The 19,516-nt window shown below is 47.1% G+C and carries 19 protein-coding genes; 5 read left to right on the top strand and 14 right to left on the bottom strand.

Translation table 11 applies throughout. From position 1 onward, the window contains the following. Positions 1-5: 5 nt before the first annotated feature. From ACTRXI_RS02680 to ACTRXI_RS02625, 12 genes are all read right to left on the bottom strand, one after another. A complete protein-coding gene (locus tag ACTRXI_RS02680; RefSeq protein ID WP_474261139.1) occupies positions 6-332 on the bottom strand; it encodes a gas vesicle protein in 327 nt (108 codons plus the stop codon). A gap of 73 nt (positions 333-405) precedes the next feature. Further along, positions 406-711: a gas vesicle protein K gene (locus ACTRXI_RS02675; RefSeq protein ID WP_474260948.1), complete on the bottom strand. Its 306-nt coding sequence runs from the start codon at positions 709-711 to the stop codon at positions 406-408. A 16-nt stretch (positions 712-727) separates the two neighbouring features. Further along, positions 728-961, bottom strand: coding sequence for a gas vesicle protein (locus ACTRXI_RS02670; protein ID WP_319630721.1), 234 nt, complete (start codon positions 959-961; stop codon positions 728-730). Continuing rightward, a complete protein-coding gene (locus ACTRXI_RS02665; protein ID WP_474260947.1) occupies positions 942-1,802 on the bottom strand; it encodes a GvpL/GvpF family gas vesicle protein in 861 nt (286 codons plus the stop codon). The genes ACTRXI_RS02670 and ACTRXI_RS02665 overlap by 20 nt, the downstream gene beginning before the upstream one ends. 15 nt (positions 1,803-1,817) lie before the next feature. Continuing rightward, the gene (locus ACTRXI_RS02660; RefSeq protein WP_079475234.1) at positions 1,818-2,075 is read right to left on the bottom strand and encodes a gas vesicle protein GvpG; all 258 of its coding nucleotides are present in this window, start codon (positions 2,073-2,075) and stop codon (positions 1,818-1,820) included. Then, complete coding sequence (locus ACTRXI_RS02655) at positions 2,072-2,821, bottom strand: GvpL/GvpF family gas vesicle protein (protein ID WP_322526667.1); 750 nt, start codon at positions 2,819-2,821, stop codon at positions 2,072-2,074. Before ACTRXI_RS02655 ends, ACTRXI_RS02660 begins: the two co-directional genes overlap by 4 nt. Before the next feature lie 13 nt (positions 2,822-2,834). After that, positions 2,835-3,908, bottom strand: a complete 1,074-nt coding sequence (gene gvpN / locus ACTRXI_RS02650; RefSeq protein ID WP_474260946.1) for a gas vesicle protein GvpN — start codon at positions 3,906-3,908, stop codon at positions 2,835-2,837. A gap of 5 nt (positions 3,909-3,913) precedes the next feature. After that, positions 3,914-4,531, bottom strand: coding sequence for a gas vesicle protein GvpO (locus ACTRXI_RS02645; protein ID WP_474260945.1), 618 nt, complete (start codon positions 4,529-4,531; stop codon positions 3,914-3,916). 6 nt (positions 4,532-4,537) lie between these two features. Beyond that, positions 4,538-4,840 (bottom strand): gas vesicle protein GvpO, encoded by a 303-nt coding sequence (gene gvpO / locus ACTRXI_RS02640; RefSeq protein WP_474261138.1) that lies wholly within the window; start codon positions 4,838-4,840, stop codon positions 4,538-4,540. Positions 4,841-4,879: 39 nt separating this feature from the next. Beyond that, complete coding sequence (gene gvpA / locus ACTRXI_RS02635) at positions 4,880-5,149, bottom strand: gas vesicle structural protein GvpA (protein WP_022794406.1); 270 nt, start codon at positions 5,147-5,149, stop codon at positions 4,880-4,882. A 13-nt stretch (positions 5,150-5,162) separates the two neighbouring features. Further along, a complete protein-coding gene (locus tag ACTRXI_RS02630; RefSeq protein ID WP_474260944.1) occupies positions 5,163-6,137 on the bottom strand; it encodes a hypothetical protein in 975 nt (324 codons plus the stop codon). Between the two features lie 25 nt (positions 6,138-6,162). Next, positions 6,163-7,158 carry a hypothetical protein gene (locus tag ACTRXI_RS02625; RefSeq protein WP_474260943.1) on the bottom strand — a complete coding sequence of 332 codons (996 nt, stop codon included), beginning with the start codon at positions 7,156-7,158 and terminating at the stop codon, positions 6,163-6,165. Positions 7,159-7,786: 628 nt separating this feature from the next. Here ACTRXI_RS02625 and cobA point away from each other — a divergent pair. From cobA to ACTRXI_RS02605, 4 genes are all read left to right on the top strand, one after another. Then, positions 7,787-8,962 (top strand): uroporphyrinogen-III C-methyltransferase, encoded by a 1,176-nt coding sequence (gene cobA, locus ACTRXI_RS02620; RefSeq protein ID WP_474260942.1) that lies wholly within the window; start codon positions 7,787-7,789, stop codon positions 8,960-8,962. Between the two features lie 49 nt (positions 8,963-9,011). After that, positions 9,012-11,441, top strand: coding sequence for a nitrite reductase large subunit NirB (gene nirB, locus ACTRXI_RS02615; protein ID WP_474260941.1), 2,430 nt, complete (start codon positions 9,012-9,014; stop codon positions 11,439-11,441). Between the two features lie 18 nt (positions 11,442-11,459). After that, positions 11,460-11,786 carry a nitrite reductase small subunit NirD gene (nirD, locus tag ACTRXI_RS02610; RefSeq protein WP_474260940.1) on the top strand — a complete coding sequence of 109 codons (327 nt, stop codon included), beginning with the start codon at positions 11,460-11,462 and terminating at the stop codon, positions 11,784-11,786. Between the two features lie 113 nt (positions 11,787-11,899). After that, entirely contained in the window at positions 11,900-13,441 is a 1,542-nt protein-coding gene (locus ACTRXI_RS02605) for an MFS transporter (protein ID WP_474260939.1), read from the top strand. A 227-nt stretch (positions 13,442-13,668) separates the two neighbouring features. Here the strand turns inward: ACTRXI_RS02605 and nasC are convergent, their stop codons facing one another. Both nasC and nirB (ACTRXI_RS02595) read right to left on the bottom strand, forming a co-directional pair. Next, the gene (gene nasC / locus ACTRXI_RS02600; RefSeq protein WP_474260938.1) at positions 13,669-15,822 is read right to left on the bottom strand and encodes an assimilatory nitrate reductase catalytic subunit NasC; all 2,154 of its coding nucleotides are present in this window, start codon (positions 15,820-15,822) and stop codon (positions 13,669-13,671) included. Beyond that, positions 15,815-18,175, bottom strand: coding sequence for a nitrite reductase large subunit NirB (gene nirB, locus ACTRXI_RS02595; protein WP_474260937.1), 2,361 nt, complete (start codon positions 18,173-18,175; stop codon positions 15,815-15,817). The genes nasC and nirB (ACTRXI_RS02595) overlap by 8 nt, the downstream gene beginning before the upstream one ends. Before the next feature lie 239 nt (positions 18,176-18,414). Here nirB (ACTRXI_RS02595) and ACTRXI_RS02590 point away from each other — a divergent pair, with 239 nt between their 5' ends. Further along, positions 18,415-19,290: a Cof-type HAD-IIB family hydrolase gene (locus tag ACTRXI_RS02590; protein WP_474260936.1), complete on the top strand. Its 876-nt coding sequence runs from the start codon at positions 18,415-18,417 to the stop codon at positions 19,288-19,290. The last annotated feature ends 226 nt before the right edge of the window (positions 19,291-19,516 follow it).

The raw sequence follows: 19,516 nt of genomic DNA, 5'->3' as shown, positions 1-19,516 counted from the left end.
TCACCTCACTTTTCGGCTTTGTTTTTATTCTGTGCTGTAGCCTGCTGCTCTTCGCTTTCAGTCTGCTGCTTTTCTTCAAGCTGTTCCACCCGTTCAAGCAGCCGCTGATTTTCTTCTTCGAGCCCTTTTGCCTTGGACGAATAATGCGGGTCTGTTTCCCACCAGTCGATGCCCATTTCTTTTGCTTTATCTACCGAGGCAACGACCAGGCGGATTTTAATGGTCAGCAGTTCCACATCCGCAATATTTACTTTAATGTCTCCAGCAATGACGACACCTTTATCCAATACTGTCTCCAGAATGTCAACAAGGCCGCCGGACGGTCTCTCCATGTGATCGGGTGCTGATCGTTGTACAGGTTGTTCAGCCATAATATATTCCCTTCTTTCAAGCCTATTTTGAAGCTTACAGTAAGTTCCCTAAAGGTCCAAGATCAATGTTCAGATCTTCCGCTGTAAGGCCAAAGATTTCCTTCATTTCTTCCATTTTATCTTCCAGCTGCATGAGCGCTACACCAAGCTGCTCGACTTGTTCCTCTGTTAAATCTCCGCCTTCAACTCTGCGCATTGCCTGGCGTTCCACCAGCTCACGCAGCAGCTCCACCACCGTCATCACCAGCTGGGTGAGCCCTTCTTCTGCTTTGTCGGGATCCAGTGATATGCGTCCGGTCGGCTGCTGGGCTTGTGTTACTTGCGGGTTACTATTTTCCATCTGTGTTCGGCCTCCTTTATTCGACTTGGGAAGGTTCTGAAGAATTAGAAACAAATTCTTTCTGCGTCTTCAATTCCGACTGTCGCAGGGTTTCGACAGAAGCGATCAGTACGCGTAAATCCAAATAAACAAGATCTATCCCTGCAATGGATATCGTTACATCGCCCTGAAGTACGACCCCTTTATCTAGTACGGAGTCCAAGACATCGAGCAGGGAAACTTCCCGGTTTTTAAGAGTGTCCTGGGGCATTTTGCTCCCTCCTGTCTGTCAGGCCTGAGAAATGAAATGCCGGCCACGGGCCTGTACACTCTAAATCCATTCCGGTCTCTTCTGCTTCTTCTTTTGCCTGGCGCTGTTCAATTAATTGAATAAACGCCTCCCGGTCTTTCGAGTGAATCAGGTATACGGCGTTCCAAGCCATTTCTTTTTCCCGGTCTGTGACACGCTTTTCCCAATTCTTTTTTATTTCTGTGCCTTCGCTCCAGGCAGCTAACTCATCATGAAACGATTGGCAGTGCTTCTCAATTTGCTCGTCTGCCTGCGCTTCAATGAACTGGTCCATTTTCTTTTTCTCAAAAAAGCGCCGGCCAGCCGGCATCGCTTCAAGCTCTGCTTCTTTCGCCTGAATTTCCTCGCTGTTCTGCACGACGGCTTCAGTGAACAATTGCTGATCAGCGTAAGTTTTGACGTTCCATTCTTCTTTGCCTTCCAAATAAGAAAGCTGAGCCGTTACGCTCTCCTGGTATTTTTCAATCATTTCCGCAAGATTTGCTTCCTGCTCGAAAATCGTGCCGAATTTTAACGGGATCGTGGTATAGCGATCATGCAGCTGGTTCATCGTTTCATGATGGTGAAAGGCTTTAGCCTGCAGCCATTCCATTTTTTCTACATTCTTCTGCAGTTGTTCCTGGGAAAATTCTTCTTCCGGAACATGAGTAACTACTGCAGTGATACTGCCATGTTCAATAAAGCTGATATTATTGTCCGGCTCCATACCTTCCATCGGCTCCATAGGATCTTCCTCATATTCGCTGGTGGGAATCAAGGCATACAAATACAAAAGAGCCGGAGCGCCCGAGTTTGTCTGCACTGCCGGTTCACTCCTTTAATCCTTTTCCTCTAACTCTTCCCGTAATTCTTCCTGTTCAATCTGCTTCGCTCTGCGATACCGCTGCAGCAGCTCTTCCTCCTGCTCTGTGAAGGCATCCTCAGAAATTTCTTCCATTTCGTACATGATCTGCAGATTGGCCAGTTTCTTTTGAATCTGGCGGACGTCAAAATATTCCTTATCCGCCTCTTCCTTTACTTTTTTACCAGCCCAGACGACAGTATCAAGCGGCCAGGTAAATAATTTATGAATCATACGCTGTTCCCCGCTTTTATTTTCAGGTCAATAAAGTTGTAGGCCGGCCACGGGCCCGTATACTTGAAATCAGCGTGTTCATTCCATTCATTAAAAATCTCGTTTACTTTTGCATCAAAAGCTTCTTCGTTTTCCTTATCTATTAAAAAAGCGGCATTCAACAGCATCCGCTCATTGATTACTTCGTTACTTTTAGCTGCATTGGCAATCTCTGCGAGCGGCTGAAAAACCTCTTCCTCAAAGCGCTCGTGCAGCCTGATCATGAATTTTTGCGCTGATTCTCCGAGCTGCATACGCTCGTAATAGCTGGCGTTTTTGCCTTTCGTATCCGTTTTTTTGCGCAGGTCTTCCATTCCCGGTTCCTGGCGGATTTGTTCATTCAGCCATTCTTTCTTTCCGATGATTTTAAGTCCAACTTCCATTTTGCCGCGGATTTTCGGAAAAATTTCTTCAAACTGATCCTGCAGCTTTTCCATTAGAGCAAAGACTTCTTTCTGGTCCTCAAGGACGTTCCCAAAACTCATCGGAATGACATCGTATTCTTCCATTACTCTGGCCACTGTATCTTGATGAGCCCGCAGGTTTTTCCTCGTTGGATCATAAATCTGCATCGGAGCTTCCGCTACCACCATCGCTTCCTGCCCGCGCTGGAGGGTATAGATTTTTCGCTCTTTTCCCTCGAGTTCCACGGTGCCGAAGGTAGGCTTTTCAGTAGTTTCAATAACTCCAAACATATAAATTCCCACGGTTACTTGCCTCCTAGACCTTTTTCAACTCTTCCTTCATTCTTTTTTGTGCTTCGCTGACATCTTCTCCCTGAATATTTTCCAGGAAATAATGCCCCATCACATCAAAAAACAATTGTTGAAAATCGTCATTTTTTACATCTATTTTAACATCATGCTCCGAGCTTAACATCGCAGTCATAACAGCGAGCCGGAAGCTTGGGACATGCGTATCGTTTTCCCTGCTCGTGGATTTCGCCCAATCCAGTGCTTTAATAATGGTTTCAGCTTCTTTTTCACTGATGGAAGCTCTTTCTGTCAGGATAGAAACCTGGGCTTCCTTATTCGGATCCTCCACCGGAATTGTAATCATTCTATCAAGGAGAGCATCCTGGGATTTATGCACACCGGCATATTCTTCCGGATTGCTTGTGAAAATTGCTTTAAAATTCGAGTGCACGGTAATAAAGCTTTCGTTACGCTGAGTGCCGTAAAGCGGCAGTATACCTTCTTCAAGTACGGAAAGGAATAAATTGTTTGTAGACGGCAGCGAACGCGTAAATTCATCGTAAATGAGCGTGTGGCCATTTTTTACTGCTTCAAGCAGACGGCCGGTGCTCCACCGTTCTGTAATATGGTCTTCGCGTTTATACACTTTCCGGACGTAATTATCGATTAATTTGTCACTGGTATAACCGATTCTTCCGCCGAGAAGGTCCGTATTCGAGAGGCTTTCATTCCCGTTTAACAGCGTGACAGGCTGGTTAAACCGGCGTGCAAGCTGAAACGAAAGGGTGGTTTTACCTACTCCGGCTGCACCTGTAAAGTGTACAGGATATCCAGAGGTTAAATACTTTTCGGAACGTTCTAAAATCGACTGCATTTCTTCAGTTTCTACGATTTGATCAATCGTACGGATCTTTTGCTGCTTTGACTGTTGTTGTTCTTCAGAGGTCGTTTGCTTCGAATTCGCTGTGGCAGGAGCATTGATCTTTTTTGACTGCCCTCTGCTCTGAGAGCTCCCTTTTTGCTGATTCGTTCTGGAGCTCCCCGATGTGTTGGATGACTTTTTCTGAGTCTGCTGCTTTCTTTCGTTAGTAGTCGCCATATTTTTTACCTCTCTTTTTTCTCAAAAGGAGTACTTCTCGGACGAGTGTTCATCCTTTGATAGGAAGTTATTTTTTGATCCTTGTTCATCGTGGCTTCATAAATCCCAATCAGCTGGTCTCTTCCGTATTTTTGCGTATACTCTTTTTCTTCTACTAGTTCTACTTCAATGTTCCAGCCGTCTCCCGCGTCCATAATAGCCGTGATACGGACTGGTGAGTTCATCGTTTCTTCGAAAAATGAACGGATGGTTTCAAACATATCACTTTTAATAGGGGCAAATGATGCCTCGTCTGACTCTTCCTGTTGAGCTGCTTCTTCATCGGCTTCTTTTTTTGTCTGTTTGGTTTTGGCTGTATTTTTCTTGCTGGCGGTCGTGGTATTATTCACTTCGTCACTTTCTCCTTTATCGTCCGTTTTTTCGTTCTGTCCGGATGATTTCTCTGAAGTTTCACTCGAAGAACCTGATTTCGCCGGGCCTTTAATCTGCTCTTTCGGCTGCTCTTCTCCTTCTTCTTCAGAGGAGAAAGGTTTATACGAGCCGCTTTTGCTGGTTTTCAGTTCCTGGCCCTGGTTCTCTTCAGTAGTTTCTTTTGATTTTGTCGTTGATTGTTTGGCCGCCATGGATACCTATCTCCTTTCTGCCGTTTCAACGTGAGCACTTCTCGGTCTCAGATTCACTCGCTCAAACGATCCTACCTGCTGATTGTTGTTAAGCTTCACTTCATAGACACCCAGAAGCTGGTCATGTCCGTACTTCTGCATATACTCATCTTCTTCGATAACTTCCACTTCTGCAAACCAGCCGTACTCTTCTTCGGAAACCGAAGTAATTCGAAATGGAGGTTTTAAATTTTCTTCAAAAAAATCGTTCAGTGATTTCATTACTTCCTTCATAGTGGTCCCCGCTTTCTTCTTCCAATAGAAATATATCCCGCCATGCAGTCATACGCATGACGGGATTAGAGAAATTTAAGCAAAGTTTAACTGCCCGGCACGCTCATTAGAGTCTGCATCTTCATCGATTTCGCCCTGGACATCGTCGCGGAGCAGTCCGACTGCTTCAGCGTAACGGAGCCAAGTGTCAACACTTGCAATAACGATACGTGCTTCAATTGTGATTAGTTCAATTCCTACCACAGAAATGCGGGCGTACAGGTCGATAACGATACCTTTGTCGAGTATACGGTCAATAACCTCTGCCAAGCTGGAAGAATCTGTACTTTTTTCAATTGTTGCCATAATCTTTCACTCCTTAATCATAATGCTTAATATTTTCTGTTCCTTTAATGGCACTGATGCCTTTGATGTCATCGTAGCTTTTCAGCTTCGATTCCTTGTAGCTCTTGATGTCAGATAAGCCTTTTAGTTCGCTTATACCCTTAATATCATCAACGCCCTTGACCTCATCATAGCTTCTTAACCTGGACTCGCTGTAAGTCTTGATGTTCGACGGTCCCTTGATGTCTTCCATTCCCTTTAGATCGCTTAAGCCTTTTTCGGGCAGCGATCGAAGGATTTTACCGCCCCCTTTCCCGGACTTATTGGAGCCGCCCTGGACGTTGTCCTGCAGCTGCCCTGTAGCTTCACCCAGTTTTTCCTGGGCTTCCTGGCCTTTTTCTTTAGCCTGCTCTACAGCTTGCTGCAATTTTTCCTGGGCTTCTTCCCCTTTTCCTTCCAGTGCCTTCTTTGTTTCCTCTACTTTTTCCTGCGCATGTTCTTTTGCCAGACGGGCGCTCTCCAGGGTATTGAAAAACTTTTTGCCCATATAGGCTGCAGCTACGGCATTGGCAGCCTGAGGGTTATTTTTCACCCCTTTTGTAGCTGTTTTTACCAGTTCTTCTTTAGCATTGCCCTGAATCATGTTTTTCGTTGTTTCTACAGGGTTCAAGTCAGAGATTTCTTCTGCGGTGTCTTTAATAGGCTCAATGAACGTATCTTCTGTCTGCTCATCAAGGAATTCTTTCGTTTTATTAAAGGAAACCCATTTAGCAGCTTTTTGGCCACTGCTTTTCACCTTGTCCAAAAATGATTCATCATCCTCGGAGCTCTTTTCTTCATCAGTGGATTGCTTCCCGGATGATTTATCATCGGATGCTGCTTCTTTGGAATAAGAAGAAAAGTGCGTTTTTTTCCAGGCTTCGTCCGGTACGGAGAACGTTTTTCTTACCTTTGGCTTTGAGCCATCGACATATTTTCCGCCTTCAGTTAATAAAATCTTTTTTGCCATAATTTGGTCTCCTCAAACCGAAGCATTATTTATTTCCATCTACCCGCTTATAGGAGGTCACCTCTAAATGATCATCTACCTGCACCTGATACGTTTCTTTTTTAGACTTTCTGCCTTCTTTATTCAACGCTTCGATTTCTACCAGCCAGTGGCCCTCCTGTTTTTCCGTAGAAGTAATCCGCTGTGGCTCGGCTACATAGTTTTTAAAGAAATCGTTCACGGTATCCATTACGTCCGTCAGGCTGTGGTTCATTTTACTTCCGTTTTGACTGCCGGATTGGTAAGCATCCACTTCAGCTTCGTTCATTTCTTCCGGTCGGCGCTCAAGCTCCTGCGTTAGCGTTGACTCTTCCGCATTTTCTGCACCCGGCTCTGCTGAAGCCGCGCTCTGTTCAAGGCCTGTTGCATCCGTCAGCCGGCGCGCGGCTTTTTTAGAAACTTTTTTTGCCTTTTTCGGAGCGCTGCCCGCTTCCTGTCCTGGCTGCTCTGCTTTTTCAGCTTCATTGGCATTTGTTTGGGCGTTTTTTTGGTCCTGTATTTTCATGCCGGTTTTTTCTACTTTTTCGCCGACAGTATTTTTAACTCCATTTATTCTGCCCTTAGTTTCTTTAACCTTTTTATTTCCTTTATAAACAACTTTGCTCGCGTCAGCCGCCTGTTTGGCTCCTTTAGCTTTTCCTGAAACGGCTTCTTTCGCCTGTTCACCCGCATTTTTTGCGGTATCTTCAGCGCTTTTCTTCTTATTTTCCACGGTGCCTTGCAGCTGTCTGCCCGATTCCTTTACGTTATCTTTCGCCTGCTTTGCTTTATTCGCAGGTTTTTTTGCTGTCTGCTTAAGCTTGGGAGCCTTTTTTTCTTTCTCCTGGTTTTCAGCTGGCTCATCAGTATTTTCTTCCTCAGAAGATTCCTCTGAGGATTGAAGTTTATTTTTCGTCCCTTTAGTGATTAGAGGAAGCGCTCCGCCAATAAGGCTGCCAGCGGCCATCAATCCGTACGTAACTTTATCTTTAGCGTCGGTCACTGTATCTCACCTTTCTTAACGTGAAAATTTAATTTATACGCAAAAACCCTCATCCGGCCAAAGGCTTCATGCTTTTCCAATGAATAGCTGGAAATAAACAGTCATGAATTCGCTGGGCTGGAGAGGGTCTTTAATGTAATCATTTGAGCAATTTCTTCTTAAATTAAGGAGAGAATTGCTCCAATCACAACAATAGCTCCAATAACCATTAAAATTGTACGAATCATGACAAACACTCGCTTTCTCATCTGAATTGAATAACTTCTTTAGTTGAAATTACCTTTTACTTCATGGATCTAAACTTTTTAATGAATTTATTTTTAAAAAAAGTTCTAAATACCTATATTTCTGATTCATATTTTTAACGAGCGTCTAAATTTTTCTTTATTCTTTGGGGCTCAGGAAAGCCATTGTTAGATTTACTCACAAGAATAATGTGGTTTTCGCACTTATATTTATCAAATATTCGTCAGTGCACGTATGAAAAAGTTCAGAAGTACGAAAAAAGGAAAAAGTACGTTAAGTTTTCTTTCACATATGCTGAATTACCTTTTGGCTTTACCTAGAATAAAACTCGTAGTCGAAAAATAAATACTGCAGGTACATATTAAAAGGAAAGAGGTGCAGCATGGGCAGTAATCATACTGGAATCGTCTCATTTGTAGGTGCCGGACCGGGCGACCCTGAATTAATCACCGCTAAGGGGCTGCGCAAATTACAACAGGCCGATGTGGTTATTTATGACCGTCTGGCTCATCCCGGGCTCCTGCTGCAGGCTTCTCCTGATGCGAAATTTATATACTGTGGCAAGCAGCCGTGCCGGCACACGCTCCGGCAGCAGGACATTCACCACGAGCTCCGGGTCCATGCCCGGCGCGGCAGCCGGGTCGTCCGTTTAAAAGGAGGGGATCCGGGGGTTTTTGGAAGAGTTGGAGAAGAAGCCGAAGAGCTTCAAAAGCATCAGATCCGCTTTGAAATTATTCCGGGGGTCACTTCCGGAAGCGCTGCTCCAGCTTACGCCGGTGTTCCTTTGACCCACCGGGAACATTCACGCTCTTACACCGTGGTGACCGGCCACGGCAAACAGCAGGACGGAATGCCCGATATTCAATGGGGCGGCCTTGCTGCTGGTTCTGATACGATCGTCTTTTATATGGGCGTCAAACACGCCGGATGGATCGCAGAACAGCTGATCCAGCAAGGCCGCTCACCCGAAGAATCGGTTCTTATTGTGCAGTGGGGCACCTACGGCAGGCAGCAGTCAACCGCCGCTTCGCTCGCCGGGCTTGAAGAAGCCGTTCACAGAAAAAAGATTACAAATCCGGCAATTATTGTAGTAGGCACTGTTACCGGAATGCACTCCAGAACGCAGTGGTTTGACCCGGGTAAAAAAACCGGGCGGAGCATTGCAGCCTTCACCGCCGGACGTCCCGGGCTTCAGAATTTTACAGATTATCTGCAGGACGAGCAGGCCGCCATTTGCCATACGAATCAGCCGATTGATGCCGGAGGCCTTTCATCAAACACCGAACATGCTCTTTCACGACTGCTTGAAGAGGAGCTGATCGATACTATTTTCGTCCCCGATTATGCCTCCTATCAACAGCTGAAGCCAGGCATTGACCGGATGATAAGCGAACAGCAAACCACTGCTTCTCCTGTGTACATTATTTTTGATAAGGAGGCCTTCCCTTCAGATGAAGCAGATGTGTTTTATATAGATCCTTCACTGCTGCCTGAACAAATGACAGACCAGTTAAACAGCCTTAATTCGTTTTCTGTGAAAACACCGGCCGGCATTTAAACCGGTGAAAATGTCAGAATTATTTAAATTATCTGAGGAGGATTCATTCATGAATAAAGAGCGTCTCGTCTTAATCGGCAACGGCATGGCCGGTATGTACACCATTGAAGAAATTTTAAAGCAGGAGCCGGACCGTTTTGAAATTACGGTTTTTGGCAAGGAACCGCACCCAAACTACAACCGCATCCTGCTGTCCTCTGTTCTTCAGGGTGACAGTGAATTAAAAGATATCGTTTTAAATGATTACAACTGGTATGAAGAACATAATATTACGCTTCATACAGGCGATGAGGTCAAACGTATTGATACGGAAAACAAACAGGTGGAAAGCGCCGGGGGGATTGTGTGTACTTACGACCATCTGATCGTCGCTACCGGCTCCAACCCTTTTATGCCCCCTATCCCCGGATCTGACAAAGAAGGAGTAATTGCCTTTAGGGACATAAAAGATACCGAAACGATGATTGAAGCCTCCAAAAAATATGAAAAGGCAGCTGTAATTGGCGGAGGGCTGCTCGGTCTTGAGGCTGCCCGGGGCCTGCTGAACCTAAACATGGAAACAGAAGTAATCCACATTCAGGATCAGTTAATGGAGCGCCAGCTCGACCCGAACGCCTCCAAAATGCTGAAGCGTGAGCTCGAAGGCCAGGGCATGCGGTTCCACATGGAAAAGCAGACAGAACAGATTTTCGGACGCAAACGCGTCCAGGGACTTCATTTCAAAGACGGGGAATCACTTTACGCCGATCTCATTGTTATCGCTGTCGGCATCCGTCCTAATATTAGCCTTGCAGAGAATTCCGGTCTGGATACAAACCGCGCGATTGTTGTGAATGATTATCTTGAAACGAGCGCTCCCGATGTATACGCCGTTGGTGAATGTGCAGAGCATAACGGCATTGCCTACGGCCTGGTAGCTCCATTGTATGAACAGGGAAAAATTCTGGCTGAGCGGCTCGTCTCCAAGGAACCAACCGGGACCGGCTACCGGGGCTCTCTTACATCAACCAAATTAAAGGTTTCAGGTGTGGATGTCTTTTCGGCAGGTGAATTTGGAGAAGCGGAAGATTTAAAATCTGTGCTTGTCCATGACGACTTTGATGGCGTTTATAAAAAAGTGAATATCCGTGATAACAAGGTGGTCGGAGCTGTTTTATTCGGAGATACCTCCGATTCACCGAAGCTTTTGAACCTGATTAATAAAAAAGAAGACATCTCCGACGTTGGCAAAGGGCTTATCCTCCCTTCCGAAAGCAATGCGCCAATGGAGAGTCCAGTCGTAGACATGGCGGACGAAGAAACGGTCTGCGGATGTAACGGGGTCTGTAAAGGCGATATCGTTTCTGCCATTAATGACAAAGGACTGACTTCCGTCAACGAAATCAAACAGCATACGAACGCTTCACGCTCCTGCGGCGGCTGTAAACCGCTCGTTTCCGACCTGCTGAATGCCACGCTCGGCGACGAGGCTTCCGGTTCCGAAGTGGAGCCGCTGTGCGGTTGTACCGATCTCTCTCACGAGCAGGTCACTGAAGAAATAAAGACTAAGCAGCTCACCCATACCCGCGAAGTGATGAATGTTCTGGGATGGAAGGAGCCTGAAGGCTGCTCCAAGTGCCGCCCTGCCCTGAACTATTACCTGAGCGTTTCGAAACCAGAAGAGTATGAAGACGACTACTCCTCCCGTTTTATCAATGAACGTGTGCACGCCAATATTCAAAACGACGGCACCTATTCCGTTGTTCCAAGAATGTACGGAGGCGTCACTAATTCAGATCAGCTCCGAAAAATTGCCGATGTCGCAGAAAAGTATGAAGTGCCGCTGCTTAAGATGACAGGCGGCCAGCGTATCGACATGCTTGGTGTCAAAAAAGAAGACCTTCCGTCCATATGGGGAGAACTCGACATGCCTTCCGGCCATGCTTATGGAAAAAGTATACGCACCGTTAAAACATGCGTCGGTGAAGACTTCTGCCGTTTCGGTACTCAGGATTCCATCGGGATGGGTATGAGCATCGAACAAAAATATGAACGGCTCAACACTCCCCATAAAGTAAAAATGGCCGTCTCTGCCTGCCCGAGAAACTGCGCGGAGTCCGGTATCAAAGACATCGGTATTGTCGGTCTTGAAGGGCACTGGGAAATGTACGTCGGCGGAAATGGCGGCGTTGACCTCCGGGGCGGCGAACTGCTCGGAAAAATGAACAGTGATGACGAGCTGTTGGATTCTATCAGTGCCTTTCTTCAGTATTACCGGGAGTCCGCCCACTACCTCGAGCGTACCTCCCACTGGATCGAACGCGTCGGCCTTGATCATGTAAAAGCGGTCGTTCTCGAAGATGAAGAGGGACGGGCAAACTTAATTGAGCGCATGGAAGTAGCCCTCGAGCATAAAGGGGAAGACCCATGGAAGGAACTTACGTATAACGAAAAGAAAAAGCAGGAGCTGTTTGAACAGCGTAAAGTGGAGCTCGTTTAATATGAGGGAGGAATAGTGATGAATAGCGTAGATAAACAAAAAGAAGTAGCTGTAGCAACTGTCGATGAAATTACGGTCGATATTCCTAAAGAAGTGATTATTGAAGAAACTTCAATAGCCATTTTTAAGACTAAAGAAAACACCATTTTCGCCCTGGAAAATAAATGCCCTCACAAAGGAGGACCTCTTTCCCAGGGGATTGTCAGCGGAGAACATGTCTTCTGCCCGCTTCACGACTGGAAAATCAGCCTAAACGACGGACAGGCCCAGGGAGCGGATGAAGGCTGTACCGCCTCCTATGATATAAGAATTGAAAACAACATGGTTTATCTGCTTTTAAAATAAATCTTCTTTGCCCGCATCGGCGAACTTCCTGAGAAATAAGTATGCGAGTGTCAGCTGTCAATTGTTTTTTGAATAAACCAAAAATAATTACCCCACCTTAGGAGGTTCTCCTTTTGACTATTAAAGACCTTTTCCGCTTTCAGGATGAACGTATTAAAATTCTTCATTTCTGCTGGTTTGCGTTCTTCATCTCATTTTTCGCCTGGTACAACATGGCTCCACTCGCGACCACTATGATGGCTGACCTTGGATGGCTCACAACTGAACATATCGCCGCCCTCGGAATTATGAACGTAGCCCTGACTATTCCGGCCCGGATCATTATCGGCTCACTCCTCGACCGATTTGGCCCGCGGGTCGTCTTTTCCACACTGTTGATTATTATGGCGGTGCCTACATTTATTTTTGCATTCGGCAGCACCTGGGCACAGCTTGCCATCAGTCGGCTTGTACTAGGAAGTATTGGCGCAAGCTTTGTTGTCGGTATCCGAATGATCGCAGAATGGTTCCCGCCTAAGCACGTCGGATTTGCTGAAGGGATCTACGGCGGCTGGGGCAATTTTGGTTCAGCAGCAGGAGCTATTATTCTCCCGTGGCTCGCCATTACCCTTATCGGAGGCGATGACAGCTGGAGATACGCGGTCGCCTTTACCGGGGTTATCTGCTTTATTTATGGTATTGTTTTCTATTTAAATGTCCGCGACACACCGGAAGGTCACACGCTTATTAAACCGAAGCGGTCCGGTGCCATGGAAGTGAGCTCCTGGAAAGACATGGCTCAACTGATGTTTTGGACGATACCTGTCGGCGGTGCCGTAGCCCTTAGCGCCTGGAGAGTCTTCGATATGGGCTTTATCTCCACATCTATTGTATACGGCATTTTCACAGCTGTAGGTATCGTATTAATTTATCAAATCTATATGATCGTCAAAGTAAACGTTCCTATTATTAAACAAGGCATAGCAAAAGACGATCAATACAATTTCAAAAACGTTGGAGCGCTGAACAGTACTTATTTCGCCAACTTCGGTGCAGAGCTCGCGATTGTATCGATGCTCCCTATGTTCTTCCAGCTCACCTTCTCCCTTACACCGTCCACAGCCGGTCTTATTGCAGCTTCATTTGCCTTCGTGAACCTGCTTGCCCGTCCGCTTGGCGGTGTACTATCCGACCGCCTTGGAAGCCGGCGCAAGGTGATGCTCGTTTACATGTTTGGCATCGTGATCGGCATGTGCGGCATGGGCATGATCAACTCCGGCTGGCCGGTAATACTCGCTGTCCTCATGACGGTCCTTACTTCGTTATTCGTGCAGGGAGGCGAAGGCGCCACCTTCGCAATGGTTCCAATGGTAAAAAAACGGGTCACCGGACAGGTGGCCGGCATGACCGGAGCATATGGAAGCATCGGTGCAAGCGTATATTTAACGCTTTATACGTTCGTCACCCCGAGCCAGTTTTTCTTCATTCTGGCCGGCGGGGCTTTCGTAAGCTTTATCATATGCTATTTTACACTCGAAGAACCGGAAAATTCCTTTGCCGACGACTACTACCTCTCGAAGGAGGATCAGCTGCTTAAAGAAAAAGCAAAAGGAGCGGCCCTCCGCTCGAAGGAAGCCGTTTCCTACGCCAGCCAGGTTTCTGATAAAGACCGCTGAGTGAGGGCCCGGTCCTGGTTTACCAGGCCGGCCCGCGGAGCGTTTCTCTATTAGGGATAAACGCTCCGCGGGCTGCAGAGGCCACTGCCTGCCATGTCAGCCACAAACCCCGACCAGCTCCCGTGCCGTTCACAACCGGTACAGGAGCTGGTTTTTTATTTATTAAATAGACACCATTCCGGCACAAAAAAGAACGCTGTCGATTCCGGCAGCGTTCGTTGTATCTATTATACTTTTTGTTTTTGCGCTTCTGCCGGCTTCATGGAGACTGCTGCCAGCTTAAACCCCGGCATCTGGCATACTGGATCCAGTGTACCTGCAATCAGCCGGTTCACGTTCTGTTTGCCTGCCCAGTGAAAAGGCACGAAGATCGTATCCTTCCGGATGTTTTCCGACCATTGATTTCTAACCACAATAGAGCCCTGCAGAGATTCCAGGGTGACAAGGTCGTTTTCCTTAATGCCGTACTTTTCTGCTGTTTCTGGATGAATTTCGACGAATGATTCAAAATAACGGGCATTTAATCTGGCGCTTTTTCCAGTCTGAACCCCGGTCAGGTAATGCGACATTACCCTGCCAGTCGTTAAATACAGCGGTCTCGCTTCCGACAGTCGTTCTTTAATAATTTCTTTACCGTTTTCTGGAGTAAAGCAGCGGGCTCTGCCGCCATCATGTACAAAAGAGTCATCAAACAGGCGCTGCCTTCCTTTTTCTTCCGGGGAAGGGCACGGCCAGAAAACGCCCTCTTCCTTTTTAATCCGTTCATACGTAATTCCGTAATAATCAGCCGGTCCCCCCTTTGAAGCAAGACGCAGTTCTTCGAAAACATCTTCTGCCGAGCAGTAGCTGAACCACTTTTCTTTACCAAGACGCGAAGCAATCAGCGATAAAATCTCCCAGTCGTGCTTTGCCTGGCCAGGAGCCGGGCGCATTCCCTGTCTCCAGGTCACCCGCCCTTCCATATTCGTAAGCGTTCCTTCATCTTCAATATAAGCGGTCGACGGGAGGACCAGGTCGGCGTATTCCGCCGTTTCTGAAATAAATAAATCGACGACCACTAAAAAATCAAGCGCCTCCAGCCCCTGCTTCACAATAGAGGCGTTCGGGTTGGAAGCGATAGGATTGGATCCTACTAAAAACATCCCTTTAATTTCCCCGTTCTGCGTTTTCTGCATCATTTCATAGGCGGAGACACCTTTTCCGGGCAAATCCTTCTCATTCACATTCCAAACCGCAGCTATATGCTCCCTGGCTTTTGGGTCTTCAATCGAGCGGTACCCCGGAAGCTGGTCAGATTTCTGGCCGTGTTCCCTGCCTCCCTGGCCGTTTGCCTGACCGGTAATCGCTCCGTATCCAGCACCTGGTTTACCGATGTGGCCGCAGATCAGCGCTAAATTAATAAAATGGCGGACAGCCTGGTGCCCGTCAATCTGCTGCTCCACTCCCCGCGCAGTAAATACCATGCCTGTACCAGCTTCGGCGAAGATCGTGGCCGCCTGCTCAATGTCGCCGCGGGGCACATCTGCCCGTCTTGCAAGCTCCTCTACGCTGTACTGGCGCACGTAAGCTTCAAGCTCTTCAGCACCTTCTGTACGGTTCTGCAGAAACTCTTTATTCTGCAGGCTTTTATCAAAAATCACTTTTAAAAGCGCGGTTGTCAAAGACCAGTCCTCCCCGGGCTTCAGCTGCAGATGCAGGTCTGCCATTTTAGCTGTCTCTGTCACCCTCGGATCAATCACAATAATAAAGGATCCGTTCTGTTTCGCCTGTTCAAAATACGGCATAATGGTTGGCTGGCATTCCGCAATATTAGTACCGGCGAGTATAATGCATTTTGAGTTTGGAATTTCCTCAATGCCGTTGGTAAAACCGCGGTCGACTCCGAACGTCTTTGTCGCCGCCGAGGCAGCAGAAGACATACAGAACCGGCCGTTGTAATCAATGTATTTTGTCTGCAGCCCAACACGGGCAAATTTGCCGAGCAGATAGGATTCTTCATTCGTAAGCGAGCCTCCGCCGTATACCGATAAAGCATCTTTGCCGGAGGCGTTTTGAATTTCCTTCGTCCGCTGTTCAATAATATCCAGGGCTTCGTCCCATTCAATGGACTTAAACCGGCCGTTCACTTTTTTCATCGGCATCGTAATCCGGTCTTCATGAATAACGTGCTGGTAGGCGGAGTGACCTTTGACACATAACCGGCCGTGCGTGGTGGGGTTATCCACACCTACGGTTTTATATTTAATGCCTTTTGTAGTGATCTGCTCCACTACTTCCTTTTTACACTGCATACTGCAGAAAGGGCACTGAGCCTGATGCCGGTTTTCTTCGAGCACCGCCGGCTCTATTGTTTGTCCGTAATTGGATCCGAAATCATTCATGAACTGTACTCCCTTCTGGAATCGAAAAATGATACGGCAGCGGCTTCTTCAAACAGACACTTAACTGGTGGAGCAGCTGCTCTCTTGTCTCCGGATCAAAGAGTCCTTCCCGTATATGAATAACGGTCATACGCCCGCACCATCCGGCAAATGATTCCTTAAAAAACGCTGTTTCCCGGTAATATTGAAGCAGCGCCCAAATATACTCTTTTATTTCCATAAAGGTAGGGGCTGAGAACAGCAGCACGGACTTTTCCTCAAAATGAATATGAAACTCCCACTTGTCTTCCATTTTAAGCAGTCCGGCGTCAACGTGATTACCTTCAAGAATTGAAAAACCCTCCAGCATGACAAAACGGAGCGTATCGGGAAAAGGAACAGCTTCCACCGGTTCCTCGAGCTCCAGAGCGTACGGTACCATTCCGGGATTGTGACGCTCCCGGATCCGGTCCTTGAATACACTCTGAACAGCCGTCATTTGAAAACCTGGAAAGTTAAGGAGGGGAATATCCAGGCTGTCACATACCTCCACCACATCTTCGTCCTCTACATAAGGGAGCTGTATGCGTCCGCCCGCTGTAATGTGAAAATAGCTCAACTGGTATTTTTCGATAACGGCATTTAAATTTTTGATCAGCTCAGGAGATATAATTCCTGCCTTCATGATCGGCTGCAGAGTATAGGTCCCATCCGCCTCCAGGGAAATGTACGGCGAATATGTAAATGGCAGCGTTTCATTGCTTGAAAGCTCTCCCTGCTTCATTTGGATCATATATAGATAGTACGCAATGGCAGGCCGGCACATTTCGCAGCCTTCAGACGTTTTCCAGTTTAACGCCTCCATCGCTTCCTCCGGCGTCGACGGTTTTACTTCCATCAGCCGGTTAATCAACGTAGGATGGTCAAGCCCCGTGCATCCGCACAGCGCTTCTGCCTTGTTTTCCGCTTCCACCTTCCCTTCACAGGCAAGCTTCAGCAATCCCTCTGCCATGCTGCTGCAGCCCCCGCAGGAGGTGGAAGCTCCTGTACAGGTTTTCACTTCATCCAGCGTGGTCAGTTCTTTCTCCTGAACGACCTGGATAATGGTATTTTTATTTACATTATTACAGGCACACACCGTGTCAGATCCCGGCATTTCCAGTAGAAAACCGGCCGGCTCGCTGCTTGCTGACAGCAGCTGTTTTTTCTCCGAAGCATTGATTGGTTTGTCCGTCATCACCAGGCTCTTTAACAGATCGCTGTTAGTCGTATTTCCGTAAAGCACAGCTCCCTGGACCGTTTTATGACGAAAAACTATTTTTTTATAAAGCTCATTCTCTTCATCATGAAGCACCCATGATTTTGTAGCTTCATCCTCTATCAGAGAGCCGACAGAAAACAACTCCACCCCGGATATTTTCAGCTTTGCTGAAGTACTTGACCCTTTATAGTAGGCTTTATGCTCGCCGCTTAAACGCCGGGCCAGTACATCCGCCTGTTCGTTCACCGGCTGTACCAGACCGTATGTCCGGCCGTCATGTTCTATACATTCGCCTATTGCGTATATGTGCTTGTCACTTGTCTCCATTTGATCGTTCACGATTATTCCGCGGTTCGTTTCAATACCGGATGCCTCTGCAAGCTTCAGCTGCGGCCGGATCCCGATTGCAAATACCACCATGTCTGCTTCCATGTGTGTCCCGTCCCCAAAAGCAATTCCTGATACCTTCCGGAGCCCCAAAATAGAAGTAACGTCTTTACTCAGCAAAAATTTCACTCCGCGCCGTTCCAGTTTTCCCTGCAGCATGGCGGCAGACTGCCGGTCAAGCTGGCGGTCCATAATGTTATCCGCCCGCTGTATGACAGTCACTTCTGCATCGAAGCGGCTCAATCCATTAGCCGCTTCAAGCCCAAGCAGACCTCCGCCAATAACCAGAATCCGGCGTTTACATTCAGCTGCTTCTACAAGCCTGCGGCAGTCTTCAAGCGTGCGAAAAGGAAATACTCCCTCTTTTTCTACACCTTCCACCGGGGGGATGAGCGGCGATGATCCTGTAGCGAAAACTAAATGATCGTATGAGTGTTCTCCGCCAGCCGTCACGATTTTCTTTTCCTCTTTTAACACATGCTCGACCGGCTCTCCCGGATGAAAAGATATATTATTCCGGCGGAACCATTTATTTGTATAGGTTGTTAAGTCGTCTTCTGTTATTTCTCCATTTAAATAGGATGAAAGCTGAATCCGGTTGTATGGGAGCGTTTTTTCTTTACTGAAAATAGAAATATGCACCCGGGCCGCCCGCTCACGCAGCTGTTCCATTAACCGGATCGCCGCAAGCCCTCCTCCTATAATGACTACATGCTGTTTTTTCATGTTAGAAACCGCCCTCCCGCAGAGCGAAATATGTTTTCCGAAATTTTCATAAGCTACTATCAGTCTGTAGAAACCTTACGAATTCTTCAATCACCTTGTAAGATAAGCTGTCGATGTTTTTATAGTCCCAGCGTTCCTGCTGAAAACAAAAAAGTTGATGACTTAGGTGAATTGTTCGATAATAGGAGGTAATAATTAAAACGGAGTCAACAGACCTGGAGCATATCGGAGGAGAAGAAATGAAACTAATTGCAACGGATATGGACGGAACATTGCTGGATCAGAACGGAGAAATCAGTAAAGAGAACGCCGAAGCGCTTCAGGCTGCTTCGGCACAAGGCATTGATATTGTGATTGCCACAGGGAGAACCTACGAAGCAGCACACAGGCCATTGGCGTCCGCCGGTCTGTCCTACCCAATTATCAGTATGAACGGGGCAGTCACTTACAAAAACCGGAAAGAAATACAGCGTTCTGCCCCAATATCAGAAAGCTCCTGCGAACGAATTTTAACCGTGCATCACGCTGCCGGTTCTTATATTGAACTGTTTACCAGCCAGGGAATTTTCGCCCCTTCAAGAGAAGCATATATGAGTATCGTTGTAGGAATGCTGCAGACCGCGCACCCCGAGCTGACAACAGCTGCAGCAGAACAGTATGCCGAGCGCCGGCTTGAGGATGAAAATTTCCAGTTCGCAGACGATTTCTTTTCAATACTCGATTACGAGGGCCTCGATGTGTATAAAATGCTCGCCTTTTCTTCAGAGGCTTCCGTTCTCGAGCGGATGAAATACGAGCTCCGGGGTGATAACGAGCTCGCTCTGACTTCTTCGGGCATGGGAAACCTTGAATTAAATCATGTACGTGCCCAAAAAGGCTTTGCCCTTCAGGAGTTCGCGCTCGGACGCGGAATCTCCCTTGAAGACGTTATGGCTCTCGGGGATAACTTTAACGATTTGAATATGCTCCAAATGGCCGGCCGGAGCGTCGCCATGGGAAATGCCGTTCCGGAGGTTAAGGAGGCATCCGGCTTTTCTACAAAAACGAATACTGAACACGGCGTCGCTCACGCTGTGCATGACATGCTCCATGAATTAAAAACTAAAAGCAGCTGATAATCCTGCCGTCCCCCTGCCGGACGGCTTTTGTACGGCCGGCCGGGAATAAGCGCACACAAAAGCATTTTTATGGACTCCTGTGCCCGGAACACCCGGGAAGTAACACTTGCCAACACGCGGTTAATGTGAGAATATAATTTTGTTTGCTAAAAGTACGAAGTACATATATATATAATAATTTGTCATGAATCGTTCACAAACAATTGACAAGATAGCGAACTTT

The organism is Marinococcus sp. LNHM4E3-1, assembly GCF_056034405.1.
Note: the sequence above shows the minus strand (reverse complement) of the source record. Positions and strands in the feature narration are given on the sequence as shown.

Excerpts from the sequence above, each read along its gene's own strand:
- ACTRXI_RS02590 (WP_474260936.1), top strand. The coding sequence starts at position 18,415 with ATGAAACTAATTGCAACGGATATGGACGGAACATTGCTGGATCAGAAC.
- ACTRXI_RS02645 (WP_474260945.1), bottom strand. The coding sequence starts at position 4,531 with ATGGCGGCCAAACAATCAACGACAAAATCAAAAGAAACTACTGAAGAG.
- ACTRXI_RS02675 (WP_474260948.1), bottom strand. The coding sequence starts at position 711 with ATGGAAAATAGTAACCCGCAAGTAACACAAGCCCAGCAGCCGACCGGA.
- ACTRXI_RS02630 (WP_474260944.1), bottom strand. The coding sequence starts at position 6,137 with ATGGCAAAAAAGATTTTATTAACTGAAGGCGGAAAATATGTCGATGGC.
- nirB (WP_474260937.1), bottom strand. The coding sequence starts at position 18,175 with ATGAAAAAACAGCATGTAGTCATTATAGGAGGAGGGCTTGCGGCGATC.
- ACTRXI_RS02670 (WP_319630721.1), bottom strand. The coding sequence starts at position 961 with ATGCCCCAGGACACTCTTAAAAACCGGGAAGTTTCCCTGCTCGATGTC.
- nirB (WP_474260941.1), top strand. The coding sequence starts at position 9,012 with ATGAATAAAGAGCGTCTCGTCTTAATCGGCAACGGCATGGCCGGTATG.
- nirD (WP_474260940.1), top strand. The coding sequence starts at position 11,460 with ATGAATAGCGTAGATAAACAAAAAGAAGTAGCTGTAGCAACTGTCGAT.
- gvpA (WP_022794406.1), bottom strand. The coding sequence starts at position 5,149 with ATGGCAACAATTGAAAAAAGTACAGATTCTTCCAGCTTGGCAGAGGTT.
- ACTRXI_RS02680 (WP_474261139.1), bottom strand. The coding sequence starts at position 332 with ATGGAGAGACCGTCCGGCGGCCTTGTTGACATTCTGGAGACAGTATTG.
- ACTRXI_RS02660 (WP_079475234.1), bottom strand. The coding sequence starts at position 2,075 with ATGATTCATAAATTATTTACCTGGCCGCTTGATACTGTCGTCTGGGCT.
- gvpN (WP_474260946.1), bottom strand. The coding sequence starts at position 3,908 with ATGGCGACTACTAACGAAAGAAAGCAGCAGACTCAGAAAAAGTCATCC.
- cobA (WP_474260942.1), top strand. The coding sequence starts at position 7,787 with ATGGGCAGTAATCATACTGGAATCGTCTCATTTGTAGGTGCCGGACCG.
- nasC (WP_474260938.1), bottom strand. The coding sequence starts at position 15,822 with ATGAATGATTTCGGATCCAATTACGGACAAACAATAGAGCCGGCGGTG.